Genomic DNA, 25,868 nt, shown 5'->3' with positions numbered 1-25,868 from the left:
AATCTCATAACCCTAAACTGTCGGGGGTGATTTGATGAAAAAAGGGGAAAAGCTATTTTATTTGCTCTTCATCGCGGGATCTTCACTTTTTGCTGTTAAAGGCATAACCTGGGATATGGCTCTTCCAAAGTTTTTCTATGCCTCGGTATTCTTAGCCGCCCTCTTCGTCGCAAAAGGAATGCGGCTCTCTAAGCAACCTCAAAGTATTTCCTTATCTATTCCCCATTTTTTTGCGGTCGTGTATGCTGTTTATGGGATTCTATCGAGTTTTTTGCTTTTAAGGACCATTCCAGAAGCTTTTGCAACCTCTCTGGGTTTTTCACTGAGTCTCCTGGTCCTTATCCTGTTTTCAATACATATCTCTGAAAAATCCGTTAATGGTATTTTGTGGCTGCTTCAGATATTCGTGCTTTTTGGTGTTATCATAGCTGTTGATGCCCTTTTGGGTTTTTACACCGGCAACTCGATTTTCTGGGGCATATTGGGCCAACCGCTGATGCGCGGGAATATCTCTTCAGTGGTTGGAAACGTCAACTTCACCACTGACCTTATGGGAATGCTGCTGCCAATCGTCTTGTATCTGGCGATAATAACACGAAGACTCTGGAGAAACGAACGAGCGAGAGTACTTTTTTATACCATCACCTATGCATTATTTCTGAGCGTTGTGCTGGCCGGACAAACCAGGGGTGTTTACTATTCGCTCATCGGTGCCTTTCTGGTGGTTCTTCTAGGGGTACTCGCCGGAATGCAAAAAAAAGTAAAGCCGAAGATAAGGCCCCTTTCACTGGTTGTGCTTTTGGTTATCACTATTTTCCTTATTTATGGCTATTCGACCGATTCGATATTTACACGTGGCACTTTTAGTATCTCCGAAAGGCTCTCATCTAGCGCAAATAAAAGCGCTGCGGATTTTCGAACATTTTTATGGAAAACAGCCATAAAACAATGGGAGAATTCAAAGATTCTGGGCACGGGGTTCGGGAGCTACAAGTATTTCTCTTCAGAGAACATGGGAAGAGTGCTCAACGAAGAACCCCGATATATGTACATCGCCGGATTAAACAGTATCAGGGCACACGGAGAATATTTTCAGCAACTGGCAGAAACCGGATTGATCGGCCTTTCTCTTGTTCTACTTGCACTTGGTTCACTGGTACTTTATTACTTCAGAATCATCTTTCGTTTGAAGGATTTTGACCTCCTCTTACTCTTTTCCGTACTCGCTGGTTCTTTCAGCGTAATCGTTTTGCACAGCGTGGTATCCTTTCCGGCTCACTTTATGCCGAACGCTTTGCTGGCTGTGACGGTTGCTGGAGCAGCGCTATCACCGGTATTTAGGTCTAACAGTTTTCAACTGAAAAAGATTTCTATCAACAGATGGACGGGAATGCTAATGATCGTCATCTCCCTGATAGCGGCTGTTCTGATGTCACGCAACTACCTCACAGAAGCCTTCTTCACCAGAGGTTACATAGGATATAAAACCTACATATCTGCCACTGCCCAAATTCCTGATCTCAGGAACTCAGTTGTAAAGATAAAAAGAGATTTAAACAGTCTCGAAAACTTTGATGGGGAATTCAGCTATCTCGCAACGGATACCTACATTAATCAAAAACTCGATTCACTCAAAGAAACGTACCCCAAAGCTCCTGATACCCTGTTATATCTCATAGCTACCGAAAGCCACAAAAGTGAATTCTCAACCAAACAAAATAGGATAAAAGACAAGCTCAAAACCGCCGCAGACACTTTGATGATGGCTCAACACGCAGCAATCAGAGGATATTATAGCGGGATCTCCAACCTGGATTCCTCTCTGTTCTTCTCCAGAGGATTCAACCTATCAGCTGCCTTCATGGGTGATTTCCTCAAAACCTCAGATAGAACAGAGGATTTCGTACTGAGATTGATGAACTCACCACGCGAAGCTCAACTAAAACTGATAGAGGACGCTTTTACAGGCAAAGATTTGAATACAGAATATTTGACTGGATACAAAAAACCAAGAGAAATTGTTCAACCTTTGCTTAAAAGATCCCAGAGACATCTTTTCCTCGAAGAATTCCCGATTCTCTTTAACAAAGCTTTAACCCGGGCTGATCTATCCCGATTACTTAACGAGATCAATTTCAGCATTTTGTATTCTTTCCAGGCAAAGTGGGACGCTATCGATTACTACATACTATCAATGCAGCTTGGACCTGATGCCCAGGTGATGCGAAATACCGCCAGAACATATTTTGACGCTTTCACTCAGGCAAAAGATGTCACCGCCGAACTGAAAAAACTGATACCTTACCTGAATAAAGAAGACAGGAAAAAGCTTTACGAACTGATCGAGAGGATCAAAAACCTTCCTTTGAAATTACGTGATGAATTTGAATACATCTATGATAGGACTATCTCACTTATTCCCGGTGCATGGAGATATTTTAATAACTGGGAATACATTTACAGTGATTATGCGAGAGAACTAGTTCTACTCTATGGACCCAAAGACTCTTTAGATAAGATCCTCAAAATTGTAGAAAAAGAACTCTACGTTTGTAGATATATGAAGGAAACTCGTTGGAGTATTCCTGATAACACGTTCGATCTTTTACTTATACTATCTCAGGAAATGAAAGGAAACGAAGCGTTAAGACTAAAAAGAAAGATACTCTCACTTTATGAAGAAGCATACCAATGGAACCGAGAACAGCTTAAAAACTTCCGCAAAGAAAGGATTGAGAAAATTCCAGAAAATAATCCTAATCGTCAGAAATATGAACAGATCTACTCGAGGATGAAAGACTTCGTCAATAGATACGAAATACTCAAAAAAAGCGTGGAAGATTAATCAACAAAAAAAGGGGCCTTCCAAGCCCCCTCATTTCTCTAAAAGAGTATTTTCCCTCCACCATCAGGATCTTTCGGTCCTTTTGGCTTAAGCTTTTTGACGAAGTCAGCGGGAGCAACATCGATTACCTTGCTTTGGGACATGAGTGCTTCCTCAAGTTTCCTTTTGTACTCATCCATCTTCTCTCTGAGTTCTCTAACGTCACCGGTAAGCCATTTGTAGATATCATCCGCAAAAGACTCTATCATTTTCACCACATCTGCAGAATCTTCTATAAGCCCCGCTTCTTTTGAAACTCTGAATTCCTCTTCCACAGCCTTCTTCACGGTATCTCTATCTATTTCTTCTTTTCCGAGATTTTTAAGAAGCCTGAGCGTGATATTTGTTCGAACCCTTAAATCATCCACACTTGCTTCAAGGGCATCGACCTTTGCTATCAAAGCAGAAAGTAACTGTTCAAGCGAAACCTGCATTTTACTCACTTCCCTTCTTTAAGCTTATCCAATTCTTTATTAATACACCTTGTAACCCAAATTATACCAATAACAGAAACAACCAAAGGAATTGAAACTCCAAGCGTATTCAGCAAAAGCTCGCTTTTCAAAAACCTCAAAAGTGTTTCTTTCATCATGGCGTCTGTGCGTGATTGCATATACAACGCCAGAACTATGATATTACCAGCCCCGGTAACAAAGGTTAAGATTTCAAGAAGAAGCGTGGCAGAAAAGCCAAGCCTTCTTTTATGTGCACCGGATCGATATGCTCCCGAGGTCATATAAAGCGTTGCACCAAGAGCGGAAGAGATGTAAAAGGTCGTCATCGCAGCCACAATCGTGAACAGTAATAATATAGAAAGCTGTATATAGAAAATCGAGAAAATAACGATAATGGAGTAAAGTACGCTGAACATCCCGGAAACGATGAATATCTTGCTTCTAACGACCTTTTTGAAGTTCACCGGCAGTATAAAAGGCAAAGGCCAGGCTTGAAATTCGGAAGATAGGCTTATTATCACCATCTGTGAAGAATAAAAGGCAGCTATCATAACCATGAAAAGAGTGGCACTCAAAAAGTTCTTTGTTGTTACCAGCATAATAGCAGAAAAAGCAACCGGATATAGAAGAAAAAAAGCGGCGTGTTCACTGCGCATCATAATGAGCCATTCTTTTTTCAACAACCCTATTTTTCGTGCTTTAGCTGCTCTTTGGCTGTTGACCTTAGAATGCGATGGTTCATAAAAATTCGCTGAAGAGATCCTCGTTGCTATTCTGAATAACCATAAAGTAAAAAGAAACAGGAAAACCCATTCCAATAACCCGCCTTTGGTGGCTTTCATAAGCCATGTTGAAGGAAGGAATCTATTGAGTCCAAGATTTATCATCTTATACAGTGTTTCTCCGTTCAAAGCCTCTCCCGAGAGAAGATTCAACAATAAAAGAAAAACACCCGCGTTGAGAAGAATCACGATCCCGTTCATACGTTTTGCCATGGCTCTGGATATCCTTGAAGTAAGCAGAGCCGAAATAAAGAGAGAAATCCCTAACACAAAGGCAAATCCCAGAAATGCAGCCGGAATTGCGAGAACAAGACCAGCTGTTCTCCGGGAATATCCATAGGCTGCAGCAATTGGAAGATAAATGGCAAATGACATAAAAGTGCCTATGAAGGCTTCCGTACATTTATAAAAGAATATGGTGCTGCGCCTGATCGGTAATCCCATTAGAAAATGCAGTTCTTCCCAATCGTAAAAGCTGTACAATAGGTAAGGAATAAAATTCATCGCTGCCATCGTAAGCATCACGAGAGAAAGAACTGAAAAATAGACATCGGCCATATTAAATCCAGAGGCAACAGAAAACGCTGAGAGTTTTTCGAAAGTTGTCAGTGCCACAGGAAAAAGCGGTACACCAAATGCCATTATAAGAATGATAAAGTTGAACCAGATGCCCCATAATTTTCCGGACCTTTTTCCACGATTCTTACTGAAACCGGTGTTTCGAAACCTGTATTTCAAAAGCAACAAGAGATCGTTCATTTCATATCACTCTCCGAGCTGATCGATTATATCTTTGAATTCGTTACCACCGGTGAGTTCCAGGAAAAGGTCTTCCAGACTTGACTTTTTATCGCCGGAGAGTTCTCTCAACTCTTCCAGAGTACCTTGCGCTATCAACCTGCCTTTGTCTATTATTCCAATCCTGTCACACATTTTTTCCGCAACCTCAAGAACGTGAGTGGTCAAGAATATCGTTGCACCCGTCTGTGCCATCTTCTTGAGCCACAGTTTCAGAATCTTCGCACTTCTGGCATCGAGTCCCACAGTCGGTTCATCGAGAAAGATGACCCGGGGTTGTCTCATCAAAGTTACCGCCATCATGAGCTTTTGTTTCATTCCATGAGAATAATCGCTTATAAATTTGTCAAGGTAGTCGATGCTGAAGGCCTTGCAAATTTCGTAAAATCTTCTTTCCGTCTCTTCTTTTGGGACACGATATATCTCCATTATGAATCTCGCAAATTCGAATCCTTTAAGGTTATCGTACATCTTCGGTTCATCTGGTACAACCCCTATCTGTCTCTTTATTTCAAGTTCATCTTTATCCATATCCATTCCTAGAATCCGAATCTTTCCCTCGGTTGGTCTCAAAATACCTGTTAACATTTTTATCGTTGTCGTTTTACCAGCCCCATTAGGGCCAAGAAAACCATATATCTGCCCGGCCGGAATATCCAGCGAAACATGATCAACAGCGACAAGATCACCAAAACGCTTGGTAAGATCCTTTGCGTGAATCATTGTGTAACCTCCTCTCTAAATGACGAGAACCGAGAGTCGAAATTCGAGATCCGAGATCCGAGAACGGCTAATACCATTGACGCTTGGATTTGCCGACGCAAATGATGCTGGAAATGAGTTTCACTGATTAATGCGCGGAGCTTCGCTCCTGACGCTTGCTGAGGCTGACGCTCACGAGATTGAGGCTTGCATACGCTGAATAAAACCCGAGATCCGGGAAATCATCAGTACCAAAATGCATTCGCTTCGTTGACACAGTCAACCTCACTTCTGTGGCGTAGCCACATTCACTTCGTTCGCGTTAGCGAACCGCACTTCCTCTCGGATCTCGGTTACCTGATCTCAATTTTTATGGCCGCAACGTAGTTGCGCATGGCCGTGACAAAGTCACACATAGCCCCGGCGAAGCCGAACACAGCGTCTGCAAGCCTCCTGAGCGCAGCTCAGCACTTCCGCCGCACAGCGGCTACCGGTTCTCGGATCCCGGATCTCGAATCTCGTTTTTTTATCAGCGTCCGCAAGCCTCAGCCTCGCAAGCGTCAACGTCGTGAGCCTCCTGGGCGTAGCCCAGCACTTCAGCCGCGTAGCGACTCTCGTCTCACTCAACAAACTCACTCGGTACTTCATCGAAAAATGTCGCGACTTTCGGATTGAATATCAGCTTCACCGTACCTATAGGACCATTTCTCTGTTTTCCTATTATAACCTCCGACTCATGCGGTTGATCCTGAACCTCAGATTTGCTCTTGTAATAGTCATCACGATAGAGAAACATAACCATATCTGCATCCTGCTCGATGGCCCCCGATTCTCGAAGATCGCTCAATCGCGGTCTCTTATTTTCACGCTGCTCGACAGCACGGGAAAGCTGCGACAATGCAACAACCGCCACATTGAGCTCTCTTGCCAGAAGCTTTAAAGAACGGGAGATTTCTGAAATTTCCTGTTGCCTGTTTTCAGAACGGCCCTTCAGGTGCATAAGCTGAAGATAATCTATAAAGATAACCTGTACGCCGTATTCCGATTTAATTCTCCTTGCCTTGGCCCTTAGAGTTCTGGGATCGAGGGATGGTTCATCATCTACCACTATCTTTGATTTATACAAACGCGACGCAGCATTCGTAAGGAGCTCCCACTCCTGCTTGCTGAGAAAACCCGTCCTCACCTTGTGAAGATCGACGCTGGCTTCCGAACACAGGAGCCTCTGGGCGAGCTGCTCCTTTGTCATTTCAAGACAGAAGAAAGCCACGGGAATGTCGTGCTTCAACGCCATATTTTTCGTGATATTCAACGCAAAAGCGGTTTTTCCCATCGAAGGCCTCGCCGCAATAATTATCAAATCAGATTGATGAAAACCTGTTGTCATTTTGTCAAGCTGTCTGAATCCCGTAGGAATCCCCGTTATCAAGCCTCCAGCTTCTATCGTTCCCGCTGTATTTTTAAGTTTTTCCAGATCCTCAAAAACCGAATGCATAACCTTTCCAAGGTTTTCATAGGTCCGGGATGTATGACTTTCCGTTATCCTGAATATTCGCTTTTCAGCATCATCAAGTAGCTGATCCACATCCTCCGCTTGATACGCTTCCTCTACAATCTTACTTCCAGCATTTATCAAGGCGCGCATCAACGCCTTTTCCTTCACTATCTTTGCATAATATACAACGTTCGCTGCGGTGGGTACGATATCGGCAAGCTTCATAATTTCAACCTCTCCACCAATATCTTCTAGAGAACCCTGACTCCTTAATTTTTCAATGATAGAGACGACATCCACAGGATTTCCATGATCAAAGAGATCCTCTATTGCGGCAAACACGGTGCGATGTTTGATGGAATAAAAATCATTGCTCCTGAGGATCTCCATAACATCTGGAATGACATCAGGGTCTATGAGTATGCTACCTATAACTGCCTCCTCTGCTTCGTTGCTATGTGGTGGTATCTTCGGATTCATGATTTCTCTCCTTTCATCCAGTGAAGGGTAAATTCAATAAGCTCATCAAGCTCTTTCGAATAGACAAACTGCCCTCTGGTTTTACCAGCTCCGCCTTTTATATCAAACCGGCTTTTTAACTCTTTGACAAGAATTGTAAGGTCGTAACCCTTTGAGGCTAAGATAATCTTTTCACCTGCTTTACCAAAGAAAATATAACACTCTTTATCGAGAAAACGTGGAATCATTGAAAGTATCTCTTCATCGTCTTCATAAAGTAAAAGTTCTGAACTATTCTCTGATAAATTATTAGCTGTTTCTTTAGCGATCCTCTCTACATATCCTTTTATCCTGTTGTTCATAATTTTCAGATCTTCAAGAATTGATTGAGTCCGTGATACCAGTTCATGATAACCACAAGTCAGAAGTTTTCCAAGAGATCCTAGAATTGAATGTTCATTTTGAAAAACCCTGATAGCCCTCTTTCCGGCAACAAAATATACTCTCGTAAGATTTCCTTTTACCTTTTCTACCTTAAGGATTTTAAGCAACCCGACCTCGCCTGTATTCTTCACATGAAATCCGCCACATGGACTTACGTCAATTCCCTCAATCTTCACCAGCCTGATTTTTTCAGCCTTTTCCAGTATCTTATCACTCACAGATTTTCTAAGGTTGTATCGAAAGATCTCCGAAGGATCTACCTCTTTTACCGTCACTGGAAGAAGTTTCAAAATGCAATCGTTAGAAACATCTTCGAGTAAACGTTTCATCTTATCCTCCAGCAAACCGATGGTGAGATCTATTGTGGAAAACTCTTCGCCCATTTGAAACCCAACTGTTTCAGCATCAAGTTCACGAAGTGCAACTGCAGATAACAGGTGTTGTGCGGTATGCTGTTGAGCAATATCGACCCTTCTCTCTAAATCCAATTCTAATTCAACAAATTCACCAGTACTGTAATTATTTTTCTTCTCTATCACGGCACAAGGATATCCATCTACTCTCTTAACCTGAAGGATTTTATTACCATCTATTTTCCCCCTATCCCCCAGTTGTCCACCTTCACCATCGACATACAATGTCCCTTTTTCGAAGCATAACAAAGAAAAATCCTTTTTATCAAACGTCATCAGAATCCTTTGTTTCACTCATCTCGCCCCCACCACTTGATATTTGATGCCTTTCTATGTAATAATTATACTGTAAATTGTTCCGGGGGAATTCTTTTCAAACCAAAATCTGTAATGAGGTGATCCCATTGGGTGACAAACCAATACTCTCAGTCAAGAATCTGAGGACATACTTTGACATGGCCGAAGGGACAGTTAAAGCTGTTCAAGATGTTTCTTTCGACCTGTACCGCAATGAAGTCCTTGGAATCGTCGGAGAAACCGGTTCCGGTAAGAGTGTTACTGTAAAGAGTATCGCTGGTCTTATCGATAAGCCGGGGTACATTGCCGGAGGCGAAATCTTATTCTACACTGATGAATTTTCAAAGGACGGGAATCCCGAATACATGGACTTAGCCAAACTAAAAAAAGAGGATTTTTCCAGGATTCGCGGAAAGCATATCGGTATGATCTTCCAGGACCCTATGACTTCACTGGATCCGATGTACACCATTGGTGACCAGATGATAGAAACCATCGTTCATCATGAAGGGGTTTCCGAAGAAGAAGCAAGGGAAAGAGCGATCCGTCTTTTGGAACAGGTGGGTATTCCTAAACCTGAAGAAAGGATCGATGATTATCCCTTCCAGCTTTCCGGCGGACAGAGGCAGAGAGTCGTCATCGCTATCGCGTTATCCTGTAATCCAGAAATACTTATTGCCGATGAGCCAACAACTGCTCTGGATGTTACCGTTCAGACACAGATACTCGAGTTGATGAAAAATCTTCAACAGCAATACAAAAGTGGTATGATATTTATTACCCACGACCTTGCGGTAATTGCGGAGATTGCCACAAAGGTTTCCGTCATGTACGGAAGTTACCAGATGGAAATTGCACCTTCAGAAACGATATTCGAAAAACCCATGAGCCCGTACACGCACGCTCTCTTGCATTGTATTCCCAGACTCGATATAAAACAGGAAGAATTGGCACCAATACCCGGCCAGCCACCTGTAATGATGAATCCTCCTAAACTTTGTCCATTCCTGCCGCGTTGTGAACGCGCTACAGAAAAATGCAGGAAAGAACTGCCACCTTTGGAGGAAGTGGAAAGCGGTCATTTTGTTAGATGTTTCAATCCTGTTGTTAATAAAGTATCTGTTGTCAAGGAGGAAATTAAATGAAATTGTTAGAAGTGAGGAACTTAAAAAAATACTTCCCCATAAAACAGGGTTTTCTCATTGACAGGGTGGTTGGTTATGTTAAAGCGGTAGATGATGTCTCGTTTGATCTTGACAGAGGAAAAACCATTGGTCTTGTTGGTGAATCCGGTTGCGGTAAGACAACCATAGGAAAAACTATCCTCAGGCTTCACGACCTGACTGACGGGGAAATTATCATCGATGGTGAGGATACCACCTTCTATTTCATGAAACCCAGAAAAGCCATGGAGTATTTGAAAGAAAAATACCTTTCAAGACCAGAATTCTCCAATGGTGGAAAGAATCTGCAACCCCATGAAAAACATATATACGACGTCTATAAAAAAGCCAATGAAAATCCAAAAGAGGTTCTTAAAATCCTTTCGGCTAATCGCAAAGAAAAACTTCTCGAGATAAGAAGAAAAGCCCAGATCGTTTTCCAGGATCCAATGTCCTCCTTGAACCCAAGAATGACCGTGGGACAAATGCTCTCGGAACCGCTTTTGTTCCATGGAATAGCTCAAAATATCGACGAAGCTATTGAGATAGTTAAAAACCTTCTCACCCAGGTTGGTTTGAAACCTTATCATATCGATAGATATCCGCACCAGTTCAGTGGTGGGCAAAGGCAAAGAATCGCCATTGCGAGGGCTGTCAGTGTCAATCCAGAATTGATAGTTCTTGATGAACCAACATCAGCTCTGGATGTTTCCGTCCAGGCCCAGATTGTTAAACTATTAAAAGAACTTCAGGAAAAACTGAACGCAGGTTATGTATTCATTTCCCATGACCTGGCTCTGGTCAGGTTCATAAGCGACGAAGTTGCTGTCATGTATCTGGGAAAAATCGTGGAAAAGGGTGGTAGTGAAGAGGTATTCGACAATCCTTTGCACCCATATACGAAAGCTTTGCTAGCAGCTGCTCCGATTCCGGATCCAAGGAAAAAAAGGAACAGGAAAGAACTGATAGGTGGACAGGTACCGAGTCCCATTAATAGGCCAAGCGGCTGTTTCTTCCACCCAAGATGTAAATATAAGATGGAAATCTGTTCAAAAGAATACCCACCACTATTCAAGGTTTCAGATAACCATTATGTTGCGTGTCATCTCTATTCCACATCTTCTAAAGAAGGAGGGGAAAAAGCATGAAGAAACTGTTTGTACTCTTGGCGGTGTTCCTTGTTGCCGCAATGATTGTCGCCGTCGAGCCAGAGTACGCTATTGAGGACTTTAACGGGAAACCCGGGGGCACTCTCTATCTTTCTACAACTTCCGGTCCCAAGACTCTGAATCCATTCTGGTCTCAGGAAACAAGCTCCTCAGACATCATTGACTATTTCAGCGATTCTCTGTTCAACTCTGATAACAAAGGGATGCCCACCGTACCGGCTCTCGCGACCAAATGGTGGTTCTCCGACGACGGTAAGACGGTTTTCTTCCAGATCAGGAAGGGAATCGTATGGTCAGATGGTGAACCTTTCACCATCGAAGACGTTTACTGGACCTTCACAAAGGTCGCTCTCGTCGAGGGCATGACTGCCAATGGACCTGGTGGAGCCATGGACGCCAATGACCAGCTCCCTGTGGTTGAAATCGTTGATGACTACACGATTTCCTTTACATGGAGCGTCCCGAACGTCTGGGGATTCAAATGGGTCGGTTACACCGGCATTCTTCCCAAACACGTTCTCGAAGAAGCCGTCGAGAACGGTAAATTCTCCGAAGCCTGGACCGTTGCCGATATCGATAAGATCGTCGGTATGGGGCCATTCCTGCCCGTTGAGTACACCGAAGGTGTAAGGGTCGTCCTCGAAAGGAACCCCAACTACTACAGATTCGACAAAAATGGCGTAAGACTGCCTTACCTTGACAAGGTTGTTTATCTCATAGTTCCCGACCTCAACACCGAGCTGTTGAAGTTCGAGGCTGGCGAAATCGACCTTTACGGTCCAACAGCTGAAAACTTCCCCAGAATCAAGGAACAGGCCGAGGAAAAAGGCTGGGTTGTCGGTGTTGGTGGACCCGCACTCGGTTCCCAGTTCATCGCCTTCAACTGGGTTACCAAAGATCCTGTTAAGAGAGAATGGTTCAGAAATGAACACTTCAGAAAAGCCTTTGTTTACATGCTCGACAGAGGCACTCTGATCGAAACCCTCTACAATGGTCTCGGTTCACCACTTTACGGACCTGTTAGCCCATCCAGCGGATTCTACTATCCCGAAATCGAGAAGTTCGCCTACAAGTACTCCATCATCAGGGCAAGGCTCGAACTCAAGAAGGGTGGATTCAGCTGGAATGCAAACGGTGAACTTGTCGACAAAGATGGCAACGTTGTTGAATTCAACCTCATGACCAATGCCGGTAACAACGTCCGTGAAGCCATCGGTAACATCCTCGTTGACAGCGCCAAGAAACTCGGTATGAAGATCAACTTCACCCCGATACAGTTCAACACACTCGTTCAGAAACTCCTCACACCCGACTATGAAGCTATCATCATTGGTCTCACCGGCTCTGTCGATCCAGGATCCGGATGGAACGTCTGGAGACTCGACGGTGGTCTGCACTTCTGGAACTACTCACCTGAACTCAGACCCGACACAGTTCCGGAAGAGATATGGTGGAGCCCCGACTGGGAAAAGAGAATCGACGAAATCTTCAGGATCCAGACATCCGCGGTTGACGAACAGGAAAGATACAACCTCTTTGCCGAATTCCAGATGATCTGTGCAGAGCATATGCCACTGGTTTACACCGTTGCACAGAACTACCTCTACGCTCTTAAGGGCAACATACATCTCGCCAATCCTGAACCCAACCCAGCAGCTGGCATGCTCTGGAAGGTTTACGGTATCTGGAAAGAAGGGGAATAATCCACGGGGGTGACCTCGTGTTTGCGGGAGGGTCATCCCTCCCGCTTTCATTGTCTTTACTGGTTTAAGGAGGGAAGAAGGTGCTCAGATATATACTTAGAAGACTTATACTCGCTGTACCGGTTTTGTTAGGTGTTTCCATCCTTTCGTTCATAATAATCTCTTTAGCGCCTGGTGACTTTCTCGATAACTACAGGCTCAATCCTTCTATAAGTGCGGAGCAGGTAAAACTTCTTGAAAAACAGTTTGGTTTTGATAAACCAATCATCGTTCAATACTTCAAATGGTTAGGACAGGTTTTAAAAGGCAATTTCGGTTATTCATTCGTGTATCATGTTCCCGTTTTTAGTATCATCTGGAGAAGATTGGGCGCAACACTCCTCTTAAGTATCTCGACGATGATATTTATATGGGGAATTGCCATTCCTCTTGGGATTTATTCAGCGCTCCATCAATATTCCTTCAATGATCAGCTCTTTTCATTCCTGGCGTTCATTGGTATTTCGATCCCTAATTTCTTCTTCGCTCTTCTATGGTTGTACATGTCCGCAAAGACCGGTTGGTTCCCGATCGGTGGGATCATATCCAATAATTACGACCAGTTCACATGGTGGCAAAAGATTCTCGATTATCTATGGCACGTTATCGGTCCGGTTGTAACCCTTGGAACCTCTGGACTTGCTGGATTAATGAGACAGATGAGGGGACAGCTTCTCGACCAGCTGCGGCAGGACTACGTTCTCTTCGCCAGAGCCAAGGGTATGCCTGAGGATAATGTCATCTACAAACATGCGGTTAGAAACGCTATAAACCCGATAGTCACTATGTTTGGATACGCACTCGCAGGGTTGCTTGGTGGTGCTGTCCTTACAGAAACCGTTTTTGGCTGGCCTGGAATGGGTAGGTTAGTTATAGAAGCCTTGACTGCTCAGGACCTTTTCATGGTCATGGCTTCTCTATTACTCAGTTCGCTGTTGCTGATAGCTGGTAACCTGGTTGCAGACCTTCTCCTTGCCTGGGTAGATCCAAGAATCAGATTCAGATTGAGATAGTCAGGAGTGATGTGGCCTTGAAAAAACAAAAAGCAGTTATAAAAACAGAAGATGTAAAAAAAGATGATTTGTTCGAAGTTGAATACATGAACCGCTGGCAACTCGCCTGGAGAGTCCTAAGGCGCCATAAGCTTGGTATGATCTCACTTTGGGTTCTCATAATCATGTACCTGGTTGCCATATTCGCAGATTTCCTTTCTCCGCACGACCCGTATGAACAATGGCAGGGCTTGTCCTATTCTCCCCCTTCCAACATCCACTGGAAGGATGAAGATGGGAAATTCACCCGCCCCTATGTTTATCCCTACGTTCTCGAAAGGGATCCAGTGACGTACAAAACAACCTTTGCAGAGGGGTCATCTCTGCAAAGTATTACTGCGATTGATGAATCAACAGGTGAAAAGAAGGTCTTCACAATTGGAAATGATGACGTTAGATCTATATATCTTGTGGTGGAGACCATTAGATATGCTGAAGACGCCAAAGGTAAGAAAGCAATATTAGGGAATCCAGACTATAAGACCCTGGAAATAGTCAAACTATCGGAAATCGGTATGCTGAAAGAACCTTTGTTCCAGGAAAACACCAGCGAAGATGTTCTCAACGCCCTGGCTCCAAACAAATATAGAACCCTCAGAAATATCGGTGATCCCGTAAAGGTTGTCACTGAGAAAAGGCTTCACAGGATCTATGCTGTAAAAAAGGATGAAGTAAGAGACGTGGTAACAGAAGCCATAAGTCTGGTTAATGAAATAATAGATGTCGAAGGCGGGGATTTTGAACTGGCAAAGGAATTTCTCGCCGAACTGGACATAGATCCTGAGCTTTTCGATGTGGTAGTCACCCCAAAAGTAGTGGACTTCGAAATGAGGAAATTCCCACTAAAGTTTTTCGTTCGCTCCTGGGAATACAAACTCCTCTGGCTCATCCCCATGGATATCCATTTAATAGGAGTTGATGACCCGGCGAGAATCTATTTCTTCGGTGGAGATAAATTCGGACGAGACGTATTCTCGAGAATTCTATTCGGCTCGAGAATCTCCATGTCTATCGGTCTCTTGGCTATCATGATAACCTTCACGCTCGGTTTGTTCATAGGTGGAGTTGCAGGATACTACGGTGGATGGGTTGATGAAAGTCTCATGAGAATGACGGAAATATTGATGTCAATCCCTGGATTCTACCTGTTGATATCCCTTAGAGCCATACTGCCGACCAATCTCCCCTCACACATAACCTATCTGCTCATCGTTGTCATCCTCAGTTTCCTTGGTTGGCCCGGTATGTCCAGGGTCATACGTGGTATGGTACTTTCGTTAAAAGAAAGGGAATTCGTTCAGGCAGCAATCGCAATGGGATATCCATCAAGCCGGATCATCTGGAAACACATCATTCCGAATACCGCAACCTACATCATCGTATCTGCAACCCTGTCTATACCCGGATACATACTCGGTGAGGCTGGACTCAGCTTCCTTGGGCTCGGGATCATGGAACCTTCTGCCAGCTGGGGATTGATGCTGAGTCAGGCTCAGAATATAAAGGTTATGACGGAAGCGCCGTGGCTTCTCGTACCCGGTATCTTCATCTTTATCGTTGTTATGGCGTTCAACCTGCTTGGTGACGCCCTGAGAGATGCGCTTGACCCGAGATCTCTGGGTTACTGATATAAGGAGATGTAAGATAGGAGAAGAGCACCACCTTCCAACAGTAAAGACTAATAATGATCTGGTGAGGTCCCTTGTGGACCTCACTTTTTACAGTCAGAAAAGGAAACCAAAGAAAAAGTGATAAAGAAGACCAAATAAAGAAAATTATGCTCAGTAAACGTAAAATACTCAGTACAGTAGAACAAAAGAAATCCAGATTGATCTAATATAGCTACACACTAACAATATCATTCAAAAATAGGGTGTCACGAAAAAAAGCGGGCCTCCCAAGTTCCAATGGTGGTACCATTGAAATAGCCCAAAACAAGAAAGGAGGCCCAAATAAATGGTACCACAAGAACTCACAAAAAGCGATATTGTAAAGATTATTGAGCAGTTAGACAAGCTTTTGCCTTCTAACTTCGTTAACAAACAAGGCAGAGGTAGAAGAAAGGCTTATTCTGACAAGAGCATCTTGAAACTTTCCATTTTATTGAAGCTATGCGATGTCTCATATCGTGGGGCAAAGAACTTTTTAGAAAAGAATCCCAAATACATGGAACTCTTGGACTTGAAAAACATACCACCATTCCAGACTATATCCAGGAGAGTAAGAGAATTGCCTCTTCACAGGATAAACAAAGATGTTGTAAACCTCTTTTTGGATATAGAAGGACTTGAAAGGATTGAGTTGGTGGTGGATTCCTTTCGTGACCAAGACTTGTAAAGCCCATACAGCACAAAGACGAAGAAGGACAGGGAAATACAAAGACCCCCAATCCAGTTGGACAAAGACGACAAAAGGCTGGGAATATGGAAGAAAAGTACATATGAGTGTTTTTGGCAATATAAAAATCCAGCGTTTGGAAAAATAAAAAACCAGCACCCGGGGTAAAAAAATTAAGTCTTAATACTCGAATGTTCCAATCGGTAACTCTTGCCTGTAAACACCAACAAATGGCAATGGTGAATCAATCTGTCTATTATGGCACTGGTGAGTTTCTCATCGTAGAATATCCCATTCCATTTGCTGAACTCAAGGTTCGTTGTGATTATTACGCTGTTCCTCTCATATCTTTCCGCAATCACTTGAAACAAGAGTTGCGCTCCTTCTCGGTCTAAAGGTATGTAACCCCATTCGTCGCATATGAGCAAATCTGTCTTTCTGAGTGTCTTCAAGAACCTCTTCAATGTTCCGTTGCTTTTTGCTTCCACAAGTTCATTTACCAGTGTGGCCGTTCTGTAAAATCTGACTTTCTTTTCCCGGTTACAAGCTGCGATACCTATGGCTGTTGCCATGTGTGTTTTTCCTGTTCCTACAGGACCGTACAGTATTAGGTTCTCTTTCTTTTCCAGAAACCTCCCTTCTTGTAGTTCTTCCAGCGTTATACTCTTGGGTATCTGTACGTTTTCAAAACTGTAGCCTTTAAAGGTTTTCATTACCTCGAAATTCGCCTGTTTTAGATAACGATTTTTACGTGATACCCGTCTGTTTTCAATCTCCAGCTTCAGTAGTTTCACCAGGAATTCCTCGTTGGTTTCTGCCTGTATCTTTTGGTAGTTTTCCACTATACTTTTTCCCAATCTCAGTTCTTTGCAGTATTGAGCGATGAGTTCTTTCATTTCCTTTCACCCACCAGGGCATCGTATTCCTTAAAATCGGTTGCGTACGCTCGTAATCTCGGTACTTCGTTCCCTGTTTCAAAGGGTGATGGTTCTTCCTGGATCAACCGTCGGTATGAGAGGAATATTGTTTCAGCAGTGCAACGTTCGCTCTTCAGGCTTATCTCCAGTGCACGACTTGCGGTTTCCATATGTCAACATCGACCAAAAAAGCATAAAAACATCGAACAAAATTGCGTAGTTTCATCGATCAGATTTGCGTAGTTTGTCACTTCTATCAATCGTCGTCTGTATACCAACAAGCCCCGTTTTCTGTTTTTCTTTCAGTCTGTAGCTTTTTCCACGAATGTTGACAATTGTACAATGATGTAAGAGTCTATCTAATACCGCTGTTGCTAATACTTCGTCTTCGAATATCTTGTCCCATTCGGTAAAGCTTCTGTTGGATGTCAGGATTATGCTTCCTTGTTCGTATTTCTGGCTTACTAGTTCAAAGAATAGCTTCGCTCCTTCTGTATCCAGTGGCAGGTATCCCAGTTCGTCTATTATTAGGAGGTCAAGGGATTTGTAGAATCTAATGGTTTTTTCCAGATGTCTTTCAATAAAAGCTTTCTTTAATCGATCCACCAATGTTATTGCGTTAACAAAGTATATTTTCTTTCCTTCCCTTAGGGCTTCCATTCCAAGACCTACCGCCAGGTGTGTTTTCCCTACTCCAGGAGGTCCAAGGAATACCACGTTCTCTTTTTCGTACATGAATCTCAGGGTCTTCAATTCCATTATCTGTTTTCTGTCTATACTGGGTTGGAAACTGAAATCGAATTCTTCCAGGGTTTTGTGGAAAGGTAATCCGCTGTATCTGAGAGCCGTTATGTATTTCTTGTTCTCGTTTTCTTTCTTCTGGGCTATTAGTAGTTCTTCAATCAATTCGAGAACGTCTTTATCCCCTTTACTCCAGTTTTGAAGAGAAGAATCCAGTACCCTGGAGATTCCTTCCAGTTTCAGTTCTTTCAACAGGCTGTGTACGTTTTCGTAGCTCATACCGCATCACCCACAAGAGCCTGGTATTCTCTCAAAGACCTTTTTTCTACCTGGTCTTTCAAGGGATGTACTGTAATGAGTTCATCGCCATCGTATATCTTCAGTAGTGAACCTTCCACCTGGAGATTGACTCTTTCCCCTGTGTATTTTTTACCAACATGGTATGCCCTTTCTTTGTAGACTATCTGGCCTTTGTCTCTTACGAGTCTTGTATTTAATCTGCGAATCGGATACGATTTACTTAGTTTGTTTAGGTGATTCTTTTCCCTCTCGAATCTTTCGAGAGGGGTTTCTTTTAATTCTGAATGAAGCCGCTGGTTCGCTACTGCTAACCAATCTTTTAATACATTCTTCAGTTCCGTTAGACTCGAATAACTCTGGCCGTAAAGAATATTTTCCCTTACGTAAGGAACCAACCTCTCGACCTTTCCTTTGGCTTTTGGATTATATGGCCTGTGAGTAATCACTTTAAAGCCGTAGAAGTTTGCAAAATCCATGAATCTGGCGTTGTATTCCTTCTGTTTCTGAAGCTTCTTTACAACGGTTTTCATGTTGTCGTACAGACCTTCTGAGGGATAACCACCAAAGTACTCAAAGGCATGCAGATGAGCTTGGATCAAGGTCTCAAGCTTTTCATCTGGTACTATCTCCGCGTACAGCATCCGTGAATAGCTCAACACCATAATGAAGAACTTAACGGTCGTCTTTTCGCCTGCAATAACCGTTGTACCCGTTCCCCAATCAACCTGAAATTGTCTACCAGGTTCTGTTTCGAATCTGACAACAATTTCAGGTTTCCCCTTGGGTCTTATTGAGGACACATACATCCGGAGTATTGTCAGTTTACCGGTATAACCTCTCTCCACCAATTCCTTAAACAACACTGTCGCTGTAAGTTCGGGATACTCCTGGAGCCTTTTCTCGATGTAATCCTTGAAAGGATCCAGTTTCGAACCTCTTTTTGCCATTTGACACCACTCCTTTTCAAGATATTTCTTTACGGTGTTGGGAGCAATGCCAAGGCGCCTGGCTATTGCTAGCTTGCTTAACCCCTCTCTGTACAATATTCTGATTTCAAAGACCTGCTTTTCCGTTAACATCTGAATACCTCCTTTTCTATCTGAGATATTCAGATGTTACTACTCAATTCTTACCGATGTTTTTGCTCATTTTTGACCGACGTTTTTACTATTTTATAATCGATGTCGACACCATATCTGTTTCACGTAGCATTTTGACCAACAACTTCAAGCTGTTTTTCTTTTCCTGGTAATCACAGGATTCAAAGTATTCTTGCCAAATAGGAGATAATTCCCTGTAAAATCCTGTATATTTCAATGCACGTGGCCTCCTGCTCAAGGTCTCAAGGTATGGATACCAATTCAGAGATTGGAGGTTGTGTCCGTATAACCTGGGATGTTTTACGAGCACTTTGTAGTCTTCATCCAGTATCTCTATTTCCGATGCCCCTATCTTCAACCACACTTCTGTTTCAGTATGTTTTGGTGACACGGAGTATCTGTTGTTTTCAAAACGAAGCATCCCATACTTGTCTGTCTTTGCTTTCTGTACCCTGGAAATATCCAGAGGTTTTTCGTTGAGTAGGAGCATCTTTTTCTTTTCTTCTAAAAACAGTTCTTTAATGCTCTTTTCCTTTCGGTAATGGGGTCTTTCCATATCTTTCTCCGAGAGGATTAAGAGCTCTTTGTTGTAATCTTCAAGATTCTCTATCCTGGGTATGGGAACAAAGAAGTTCCGCCTGTTATATCCAACCTTGTTTTCCACATTGCCTTTTTCATTGCCACAACCAGGATTACAAAACACAGGTTCAAAACCATAATGTTGACAGAATCTGTAAAACTTCTCCGTTACCTCCCTTTCCCCTCCATCCAGAATTTTTTTCACCACGGGAGATAGGTTGTCGAACCATATACGCCGAGGAACCTTTCCAATATGTTCGAATATGTTCTTCAGCCCCTCGAGCAAACATTCAAGGTTTTCCCCTCTAAACAGTTGAAAGTATCCCCCGTTGCTGTATGGAAAAGAAAGATTCAGATAATGCAGCGTCGTTCCCTTACCCTTTTCAATGAACTCAGCCTGTCCAAAATCTGCTTGAGCTTCACCACCAGGATGGTCAAGAGGTAAATAACCTTCGTTGGAATACAATTCCTTCTTTTTCTTTCTCACATATGCTCTTACCGTACGTTCGCTGAGCGGAAAATTCGGATATTCCTCACATAGTCTCTTGTAAATCCTTCTAGCAGTATGACGTTGTTTTGCCTTTACCTTTTTATCTTCTTCCAGCCATTCATCTATTTTGGGCTTGTACGGATCGAGCTTGGAAGTCCTCTTTCTACGTTGAACATACTCGTTGAAATCATCCATTTCGTCATATTTCTTCACCGTTCTGAAATCGTGGCCAGTTTCGTTGGCTATATTTCTTAGCGACTTCCCTTTAAATTCACGTAGATATTTGATATGATGTACCTGGATCATTGTCAGCACTCCTTTCTAACCCCCTTTAACTGTTTTGGTGTGCAATTAAAGGGTAATTGATTTTCCGGGTGCTGGCAATGATCTTTTTCTTTCCCTTACCGCTGGATTTTTATCCTGCCACTTGCTGTATTTTTATTTTGCCATACACATATTTCCTCGCAGACAGCGCATATGATTCGCAACAGATATACCGTTATATATTCGATTGTAGTAGCATGATACCAGTAATAGACACAAACAAAAGGAAAGGTGTATCACTGGAAAAACAGTGTCAGGCTCGTTGGCTGGGCATTCAATTGAGGCAAATATATGCGGAGAAGTATAAAAACCGTTGGGAGATAGAGAGAACGATTAACATTCTACAAGAATATTTCAATCTGGAATACATTTGGTATGTGAGAAACAGGAATTATGATGCGGTATTGGGTTTGGCCATATTGGCATACAATCTTTGTGTTATGTTCAATATCTTGAACAGCCGTCCTCACAGAAAGGTGGCTGATATTATTGGCTGTTACTGATTTTTGAGACACCCTAATTCAAAAAGATATGATCCGGATCATAATAAAACAGTAAACAACTAGAAATTACTACAATAAAGAGGATGGTAATAAGGAAATCTCACTTTTTATCATCAGAAGAAAATGAAAGCAAAGAAAAAGGGACAAGGAACACCAGAACAACCAGGAGTAAAATGCTCAGAGGCGTAGCAAAATGAAGATGGATGTCCAGAAGAGATTCAACCGGTTTGATCCACCAATTAAGGTTTACGGTAACTACACCGATCAAAAATAAAAACAGACTCGCAATAGAACTAAAAACGGTAAAAAGCTTCAAAATACTTTTTTCTGGATTGATAGAACCAATTTGAAAGATTATCCCCTGAGTCAAAAGCGTCACTATCATCAAAAAATGAATTCCAGTATTCAGCGACAACTCCCTGGCTTCGTTTGGAAAAATTATCTCGTACACAAGCGCCGTAAAAAGGATTCCCAGAAATACCAGCGCCAAAAGAAGCAATAAATCCCCGACGATCAAACTCAAAAGTCTCATGCTTTCACTCCCAAACAAACGAAAATGCTATTAATGAAACAACATAAATTCAATGGTGCTCAGTTTTCTCTTTAATTCTGTGAAAGACATTTGCCACCTCATCTTTCTATTTTGCCATCATCTATACTATACATAAATAAACCCCCGGCCGTACATTGGTCGGGGGTTTTTCACAGCGTATCTATAACCTAAATATCAGAACGCAGCGTAGTAACCTACGTATGCATACCAGCCTGTAAGATCAAGAAGATCCACACCAGCTTTTACGCTGAGAAGGTCGTAAAGCTTCGAAGAAATGCTTACAGGAATCTGCATGCTGCCATCGCCAAGGTAGTAATCTGCCTGAACCGTAAGGGTTGGGGCTGCAAGGATTCCATCAATTCCAAGTGGAAGCCCAACACTCACGATGCCTCTTACGGAAACATCGGTAGCAGCAGCTGTGAGATCACCATGGAATTCTTCCCAGTATATAGCATCCCAATCTGCGTAGCTACCAGAACCGACTCTGACGGTGAGAGTCACAGGATCAAATTCGTAAGTGCCATCGAACCTTGCCGCGAACAGAGGTTCAGAATTTTCAATGTCATATTCAACCTTTGCACCAATTTTGCCGAGATCGTGTGTGTAGTGACCAATGATACCAACATACTGACCGTTGAAGTTGGAGTATCTCATGTAAGCATCGACATCAACAGGACCAAAAGCGTTTTTGTACCAGGCGTTTACAGTGTAATCGCCACCGGTTTTGAAACCAACTCTGAAGCCAAGGCCGGCAAAAACATTTTCGGAGCTAACCTCAGCAGCAGCACCAGCAAATCCACTTGCATCGAGGCTGATCTGAGCGGCAACGTTTACAGGATCAACAGCAAACTTCGCAAGAACCTTGTCGCCTTCCTGAGTAGCAACGGAAAGGCCAAGGTCTTTCAATTCAAAGATAGCTGTTGGTTCCCAAGCGCCATCATCGACTTCAACGAACCACCATTTACTGTAGTCACCCTGGAATGCCATTGAGGAGTACCAGTCGGCAGCAAAGTGATCGTTGGAAAGAGAAATGCCGTTCAATGTGAGATTACCGTCAAAGTCGAGGCTTACACTGACATTTCCAGCGTCAACGCCAAAGGCTGCCCATTGATCCCACATGAACATATTGGTGTGTAAGCCGTCTTTGTCAAGCTTAACTTCAAACAATGTTGAACCACCAAGGCTGACAGATGCTGAGCCAGCGAAAGCTGTCATAGCGACAACCAGAGTTAGAATAACCAGAAGTTTCTTCATGCACACTTACCCCCTTTTAAAGAATGATATGCGCACTCGTATTTTAACACAAACCAATACGTTGAATCAAATCGTGGCCCGCTTCCTTTGCAGCAGGCCACAAATCAATCAATCGTTTACTGGGTCATAAGTACGATAGCTGTTATTGCAGCTGAAACAATTGAAAGGATCGTTGCAAAGTTTGCTTTCTTATCGCTTGCTTCAAGCTTGGCCTCAAGATCGGCAATGGTTGCTTTGAGAGTCTCAACGTCATCTTTGGCATTGGCTTCAACGATATTTATCTTTTTGTAGAGGAAGTTGAGTTTCTCTGAGAGCTGATCAGGTGTCACAACTTCGGCCTTCAAAGCGGCAAGCTCTTCGTTTGTAGCATTCAGAGCAGCCTCAAGATTCCCTACCTTCTTCTCGAGATCCATGATATCGAAGACATTGGAATCGATCTGATCAAAGATGACCTCGATATCTTGATTCACCGAGCTCTTCAAGGCATCAAGATCAGCTTTCAAAGCGTAATCGGAAGCAGCTTCTTCGAGCTTACCAATTCTCTTGCCATAGTTTCTTTGCATTGTAAACATATCCGCGCTGAGTTTGTTTGTAACGTTCACTACGTATTCGAAGTCGTCCTTGGTAACGTAATTGTCCAGAGAGGCTTTAACACCAGCGAGTTCTTTTTCAAGCCCCATTATGGAAAACACGTTGGAGTCAACCTGATCAAAGATAACCTCAACGTTCTCGTTGAGTTTACCTACCTCAGCCATTATCGCGGCGTTATTCTTGCTCTCTTCTTTCTGAAGCATTAGAACTTTCGTGTAAAGCATGGAGAGCTTTTCATCCAGTTGCTCGGATGTTACAAAATTCTGGGCCTTGATTTCTTCAATGGCCGCAGCTTCATCTTTAAGATCCTTCCTCAACTTTGCGATAGCCTGACCGAGGAGCTTGACCGTAATTTCGGTATCGGTAAGCTTCTTCTTCAGAGCGGTTATATCTGCGTCATGTGCATTGAGCAATGCAACGGCATCAGAAAGGCTCTTTGAAGTTCCCTCAATTCCCTTTACAACCTCAGAAATATCAAGGGAAAGACCGGCTACCTTTTTCGTCAAAGCAAAAACGAGTTCCTGAAGCTTAGCGTCTCCTGCATCGGAGTACTCGAGGAGCTTTGCCATAGCTTCCGCTAACTGATACCTCGTTACACTATCCGTTCCTCTGAATGTACCATCCGGGAATCCCTGAAGTAATCCCGCAGCTGTTGCTTTCATTACCGCATTGTAAGCCCAGTGCCCCTCTGGAACGTCCGTATAGTCTACCGCAAAGGCGAACACCACGCCAACAAGGGCAAGGACCAATACCAAGGAAAGTTTTTTCATGGAACCTACCCCCTTTCGGAAAGTTGTAAATCTGCCTAAAGCACGAATTTATTATACAGTATGCAGGCCAACTTGTTCAAGTTTTGATTTCTATAAGTTTAGCACGAAATCTTGAAGAATCTACGTTTACCGATACGTAGTATGTCCCCATTGGATACTGCGACCTTAGCATGAATATCTTTTATCACCGTGTTGTTCAGCCGAACACCGCCTTGAGAAATCAACCGTCTGGCCTCGCTTTTTGATGAAATATTAGCATATTTAACCATCAGATCTACAAGAGATAGTTCGGATTCTTTTACTTTAATTTCAGGTATTTCACTGGGAAGTTCCTTTTTTCTGAAAACTTTTATGAAATTCTCCCTTGCACGCACCGCAGCTTCTTCACCGTGGAAAAATCTTGTTATCTCAAAAGCCAGCAACATTTTTACATCCCGTGGATTGATTTTCCTTGATTTTATATCCCTTTCGTATTGGAGAATCCGCTCTTCAGGAATGTCTGTGAGCAACCTCATATATTTAATTATTAAGGTATCGGGAATCGACATGAGTTTTCCAAACATTTCCTCTGGAGGGTCTTCAAAGGCAACATAATTGCCATAGCTCTTGGACATTTTCAAATTGCCGTCGGTTCCCTCTATGAGAGGCATGGTGAGAATGACCTGGGGTTGCAAACCATATTCTTCCTGAATCTTACGCGCAACAACAAAATTGAAGAACTGGTCGTCACCGCCGATCTCCACATCCGCTTTGACCACCACCGAATCATAAGCCTGGGCAAGCGGGTAAAGAAACTCTGCTATGCTTATAGGTTCGTTATTCTTATACCGCTTCTCGAAATCATTTCTTTCAAGCATCCTCGCAACGGTATACTTAGCCGAAAGCCGTATCACATCTTCAAAACTCATACCATCCAGCCATTCAGAATTAAACTTTATCTCTGTTTTATCTCGATCGAGGATTTTAAAGGCTTGCTGACTGTAGGTGATGGCATTCTGTTTCGCTTCTTCTTTTGAGAGCATCGGGCGGGTTTTCGAGCGACCGGAAGGGTCGCCAATTCGAGCCGTAAAATCACCTATTATCAAAATAACGTGATGGCCGAGGTCCTGAAATTCCCGGAGTTTCCTGAGAACAACTGCATGGCCAAGATGAAGATCCGGTCTTGAAGGATCAACTCCAAGCTTGACTCGAAGCGGCCTTCCGAGCTTCAATCTTTCAATTAATTCTTCCTCCGAAATCAAGGAAACGGAGTTCCTTTTAAGTATCTGCAATTGTTTTTCCGGTACTTCCAAGATTATCACCTTACGACGGGAATGCTTTTGAGATAACAAATGTCAAAATAACGCTGTTCACCATAAAAGCGATGGAAAGGCCGAGGGTGATCTTCCCGGCGGTGTCCAGACCCTTTTTCCTTCCAAACATCGTATGAGAAGCACCACTGCCAAAAGCCGCACCTAATTCAGAACTCTTCGACATTTGACTCAACACGAAAAAGGTTAGGAGTACACTCAACACTACGTGGACACCTATCAAAACATATGAGAGTGCTATCAT

The 25,868-nt window shown here is 43.0% G+C and carries 22 protein-coding genes and 2 pseudogenes; 9 read left to right on the top strand and 15 right to left on the bottom strand.

From position 1 onward, the window contains the following. Positions 1 to 34: 34 nt before the first annotated feature. On the top strand, positions 35 to 2,845 hold the full coding sequence (locus tag KOLE_RS07655; protein WP_015868854.1) for an O-antigen ligase family protein: 2,811 nt from the start codon (positions 35 to 37) through the stop codon (positions 2,843 to 2,845). A 38-nt stretch (positions 2,846 to 2,883) separates the two neighbouring features. Here KOLE_RS07655 and KOLE_RS07650 read toward each other — a convergent pair whose 3' ends face one another. From KOLE_RS07650 to KOLE_RS07630, 5 genes are all read right to left on the bottom strand, one after another. Beyond that, positions 2,884 to 3,318: a hypothetical protein gene (locus KOLE_RS07650; RefSeq protein WP_015868853.1), complete on the bottom strand. Its 435-nt coding sequence runs from the start codon at positions 3,316 to 3,318 to the stop codon at positions 2,884 to 2,886. Between the two features lie 5 nt (positions 3,319 to 3,323). Beyond that, on the bottom strand, positions 3,324 to 4,880 hold the full coding sequence (locus KOLE_RS07645; protein ID WP_015868852.1) for a hypothetical protein: 1,557 nt from the start codon (positions 4,878 to 4,880) through the stop codon (positions 3,324 to 3,326). A 6-nt stretch (positions 4,881 to 4,886) separates the two neighbouring features. Beyond that, positions 4,887 to 5,642, bottom strand: coding sequence for an ABC transporter ATP-binding protein (locus KOLE_RS07640; protein WP_015868851.1), 756 nt, complete (start codon positions 5,640 to 5,642; stop codon positions 4,887 to 4,889). 598 nt (positions 5,643 to 6,240) lie between these two features. Beyond that, positions 6,241 to 7,596: a replicative DNA helicase gene (gene dnaB, locus KOLE_RS07635; RefSeq protein ID WP_015868850.1), complete on the bottom strand. Its 1,356-nt coding sequence runs from the start codon at positions 7,594 to 7,596 to the stop codon at positions 6,241 to 6,243. After that, entirely contained in the window at positions 7,593 to 8,726 is a 1,134-nt protein-coding gene (locus tag KOLE_RS07630) for an alanyl-tRNA editing protein (protein WP_015868849.1), read from the bottom strand. The genes dnaB and KOLE_RS07630 overlap by 4 nt, the downstream gene beginning before the upstream one ends. Before the next feature lie 161 nt (positions 8,727 to 8,887). Here KOLE_RS07630 and KOLE_RS07625 point away from each other — a divergent pair, with 161 nt between their 5' ends. From KOLE_RS07625 to KOLE_RS11595, 7 genes are all read left to right on the top strand, one after another. After that, complete coding sequence (locus tag KOLE_RS07625) at positions 8,888 to 9,874, top strand: ABC transporter ATP-binding protein (RefSeq protein ID WP_049753304.1); 987 nt, start codon at positions 8,888 to 8,890, stop codon at positions 9,872 to 9,874. Next, entirely contained in the window at positions 9,871 to 11,040 is a 1,170-nt protein-coding gene (locus KOLE_RS07620; RefSeq protein WP_015868847.1) for an ABC transporter ATP-binding protein, read from the top strand. The genes KOLE_RS07625 and KOLE_RS07620 overlap by 4 nt, the downstream gene beginning before the upstream one ends. Positions 11,041 to 11,081: 41 nt before the next feature. Then, on the top strand, positions 11,082 to 12,764 hold the full coding sequence (locus KOLE_RS07615; RefSeq protein WP_237697521.1) for an ABC transporter substrate-binding protein: 1,683 nt from the start codon (positions 11,082 to 11,084) through the stop codon (positions 12,762 to 12,764). Positions 12,765 to 12,844: 80 nt separating this feature from the next. After that, positions 12,845 to 13,816 (top strand): ABC transporter permease, encoded by a 972-nt coding sequence (locus tag KOLE_RS07610; RefSeq protein ID WP_015868845.1) that lies wholly within the window; start codon positions 12,845 to 12,847, stop codon positions 13,814 to 13,816. A gap of 17 nt (positions 13,817 to 13,833) precedes the next feature. Continuing rightward, positions 13,834 to 15,483 carry an ABC transporter permease gene (locus KOLE_RS07605; protein ID WP_015868844.1) on the top strand — a complete coding sequence of 550 codons (1,650 nt, stop codon included), beginning with the start codon at positions 13,834 to 13,836 and terminating at the stop codon, positions 15,481 to 15,483. A gap of 328 nt (positions 15,484 to 15,811) precedes the next feature. After that, positions 15,812 to 16,192, top strand: coding sequence for a hypothetical protein (locus KOLE_RS07600; RefSeq protein WP_012744961.1), 381 nt, complete (start codon positions 15,812 to 15,814; stop codon positions 16,190 to 16,192). Further along, positions 16,176 to 16,340: a hypothetical protein gene (locus tag KOLE_RS11595; RefSeq protein ID WP_158303017.1), complete on the top strand. Its 165-nt coding sequence runs from the start codon at positions 16,176 to 16,178 to the stop codon at positions 16,338 to 16,340. Before KOLE_RS07600 ends, KOLE_RS11595 begins: the two co-directional genes overlap by 17 nt. Positions 16,341 to 16,365: 25 nt before the next feature. Here the strand turns inward: KOLE_RS11595 and istB (KOLE_RS07595) are convergent, their stop codons facing one another. The 5 genes and pseudogenes from istB (KOLE_RS07595) to istA (KOLE_RS07575) all read right to left on the bottom strand — a co-directional run. Next, entirely contained in the window at positions 16,366 to 17,088 is a 723-nt protein-coding gene (gene istB / locus KOLE_RS07595; protein ID WP_015868843.1) for an IS21-like element ISKol3 family helper ATPase IstB, read from the bottom strand. Beyond that, a pseudogene (locus KOLE_RS07590) lies at positions 17,085 to 17,279 on the bottom strand (IS21 family transposase); the annotation flags it as partial. The pseudogene KOLE_RS07590 and the gene istB (KOLE_RS07595), both read right to left, overlap by 4 nt. A gap of 52 nt (positions 17,280 to 17,331) precedes the next feature. Further along, complete coding sequence (gene istB / locus KOLE_RS07585) at positions 17,332 to 18,129, bottom strand: IS21-like element ISKol10 family helper ATPase IstB (protein WP_015868765.1); 798 nt, start codon at positions 18,127 to 18,129, stop codon at positions 17,332 to 17,334. Beyond that, a complete protein-coding gene (gene istA / locus KOLE_RS07580) occupies positions 18,126 to 19,229 on the bottom strand; it encodes an IS21 family transposase (protein WP_015868842.1) in 1,104 nt (367 codons plus the stop codon). The genes istB (KOLE_RS07585) and istA (KOLE_RS07580) overlap by 4 nt, the downstream gene beginning before the upstream one ends. A 112-nt stretch (positions 19,230 to 19,341) precedes the next feature. After that, positions 19,342 to 20,625: pseudogene (gene istA / locus KOLE_RS07575) on the bottom strand (IS21-like element ISKol3 family transposase); the annotation flags it as partial. Positions 20,626 to 20,762: 137 nt separating this feature from the next. Between istA (KOLE_RS07575) and KOLE_RS07570 the strand changes: the two are divergent. Further along, positions 20,763 to 21,146: a transposase gene (locus KOLE_RS07570; protein ID WP_237697520.1), complete on the top strand. Its 384-nt coding sequence runs from the start codon at positions 20,763 to 20,765 to the stop codon at positions 21,144 to 21,146. 100 nt (positions 21,147 to 21,246) lie between these two features. On the opposite strand, the gene KOLE_RS07565 is transcribed toward KOLE_RS07570, so the two are convergent. The 5 genes from KOLE_RS07565 to secG form a co-directional block, all read right to left on the bottom strand. Beyond that, positions 21,247 to 21,678 (bottom strand): hypothetical protein, encoded by a 432-nt coding sequence (locus KOLE_RS07565; protein ID WP_015868840.1) that lies wholly within the window; start codon positions 21,676 to 21,678, stop codon positions 21,247 to 21,249. A 195-nt stretch (positions 21,679 to 21,873) separates the two neighbouring features. Further along, complete coding sequence (locus tag KOLE_RS07560; protein ID WP_015868839.1) at positions 21,874 to 22,953, bottom strand: hypothetical protein; 1,080 nt, start codon at positions 22,951 to 22,953, stop codon at positions 21,874 to 21,876. A gap of 116 nt (positions 22,954 to 23,069) precedes the next feature. Next, entirely contained in the window at positions 23,070 to 24,314 is a 1,245-nt protein-coding gene (locus KOLE_RS07555) for an S-layer homology domain-containing protein (RefSeq protein WP_015868838.1), read from the bottom strand. Between the two features lie 98 nt (positions 24,315 to 24,412). After that, positions 24,413 to 25,606 (bottom strand): tyrosine--tRNA ligase, encoded by a 1,194-nt coding sequence (tyrS, locus tag KOLE_RS07550; RefSeq protein ID WP_015868837.1) that lies wholly within the window; start codon positions 25,604 to 25,606, stop codon positions 24,413 to 24,415. A gap of 10 nt (positions 25,607 to 25,616) precedes the next feature. Then, a complete protein-coding gene (gene secG, locus KOLE_RS07545) occupies positions 25,617 to 25,868 on the bottom strand; it encodes a preprotein translocase subunit SecG (RefSeq protein WP_015868836.1) in 252 nt (83 codons plus the stop codon).

Origin of the sequence: Kosmotoga olearia TBF 19.5.1 (genome assembly GCF_000023325.1) — a bacterium.
Taxonomy (GTDB): domain Bacteria; phylum Thermotogota; class Thermotogae; order Petrotogales; family Kosmotogaceae; genus Kosmotoga; species Kosmotoga olearia.
The sequence above is the reverse complement of the archived record's forward strand: the minus strand, read 5'-3'. Positions and strand labels throughout refer to the sequence as shown.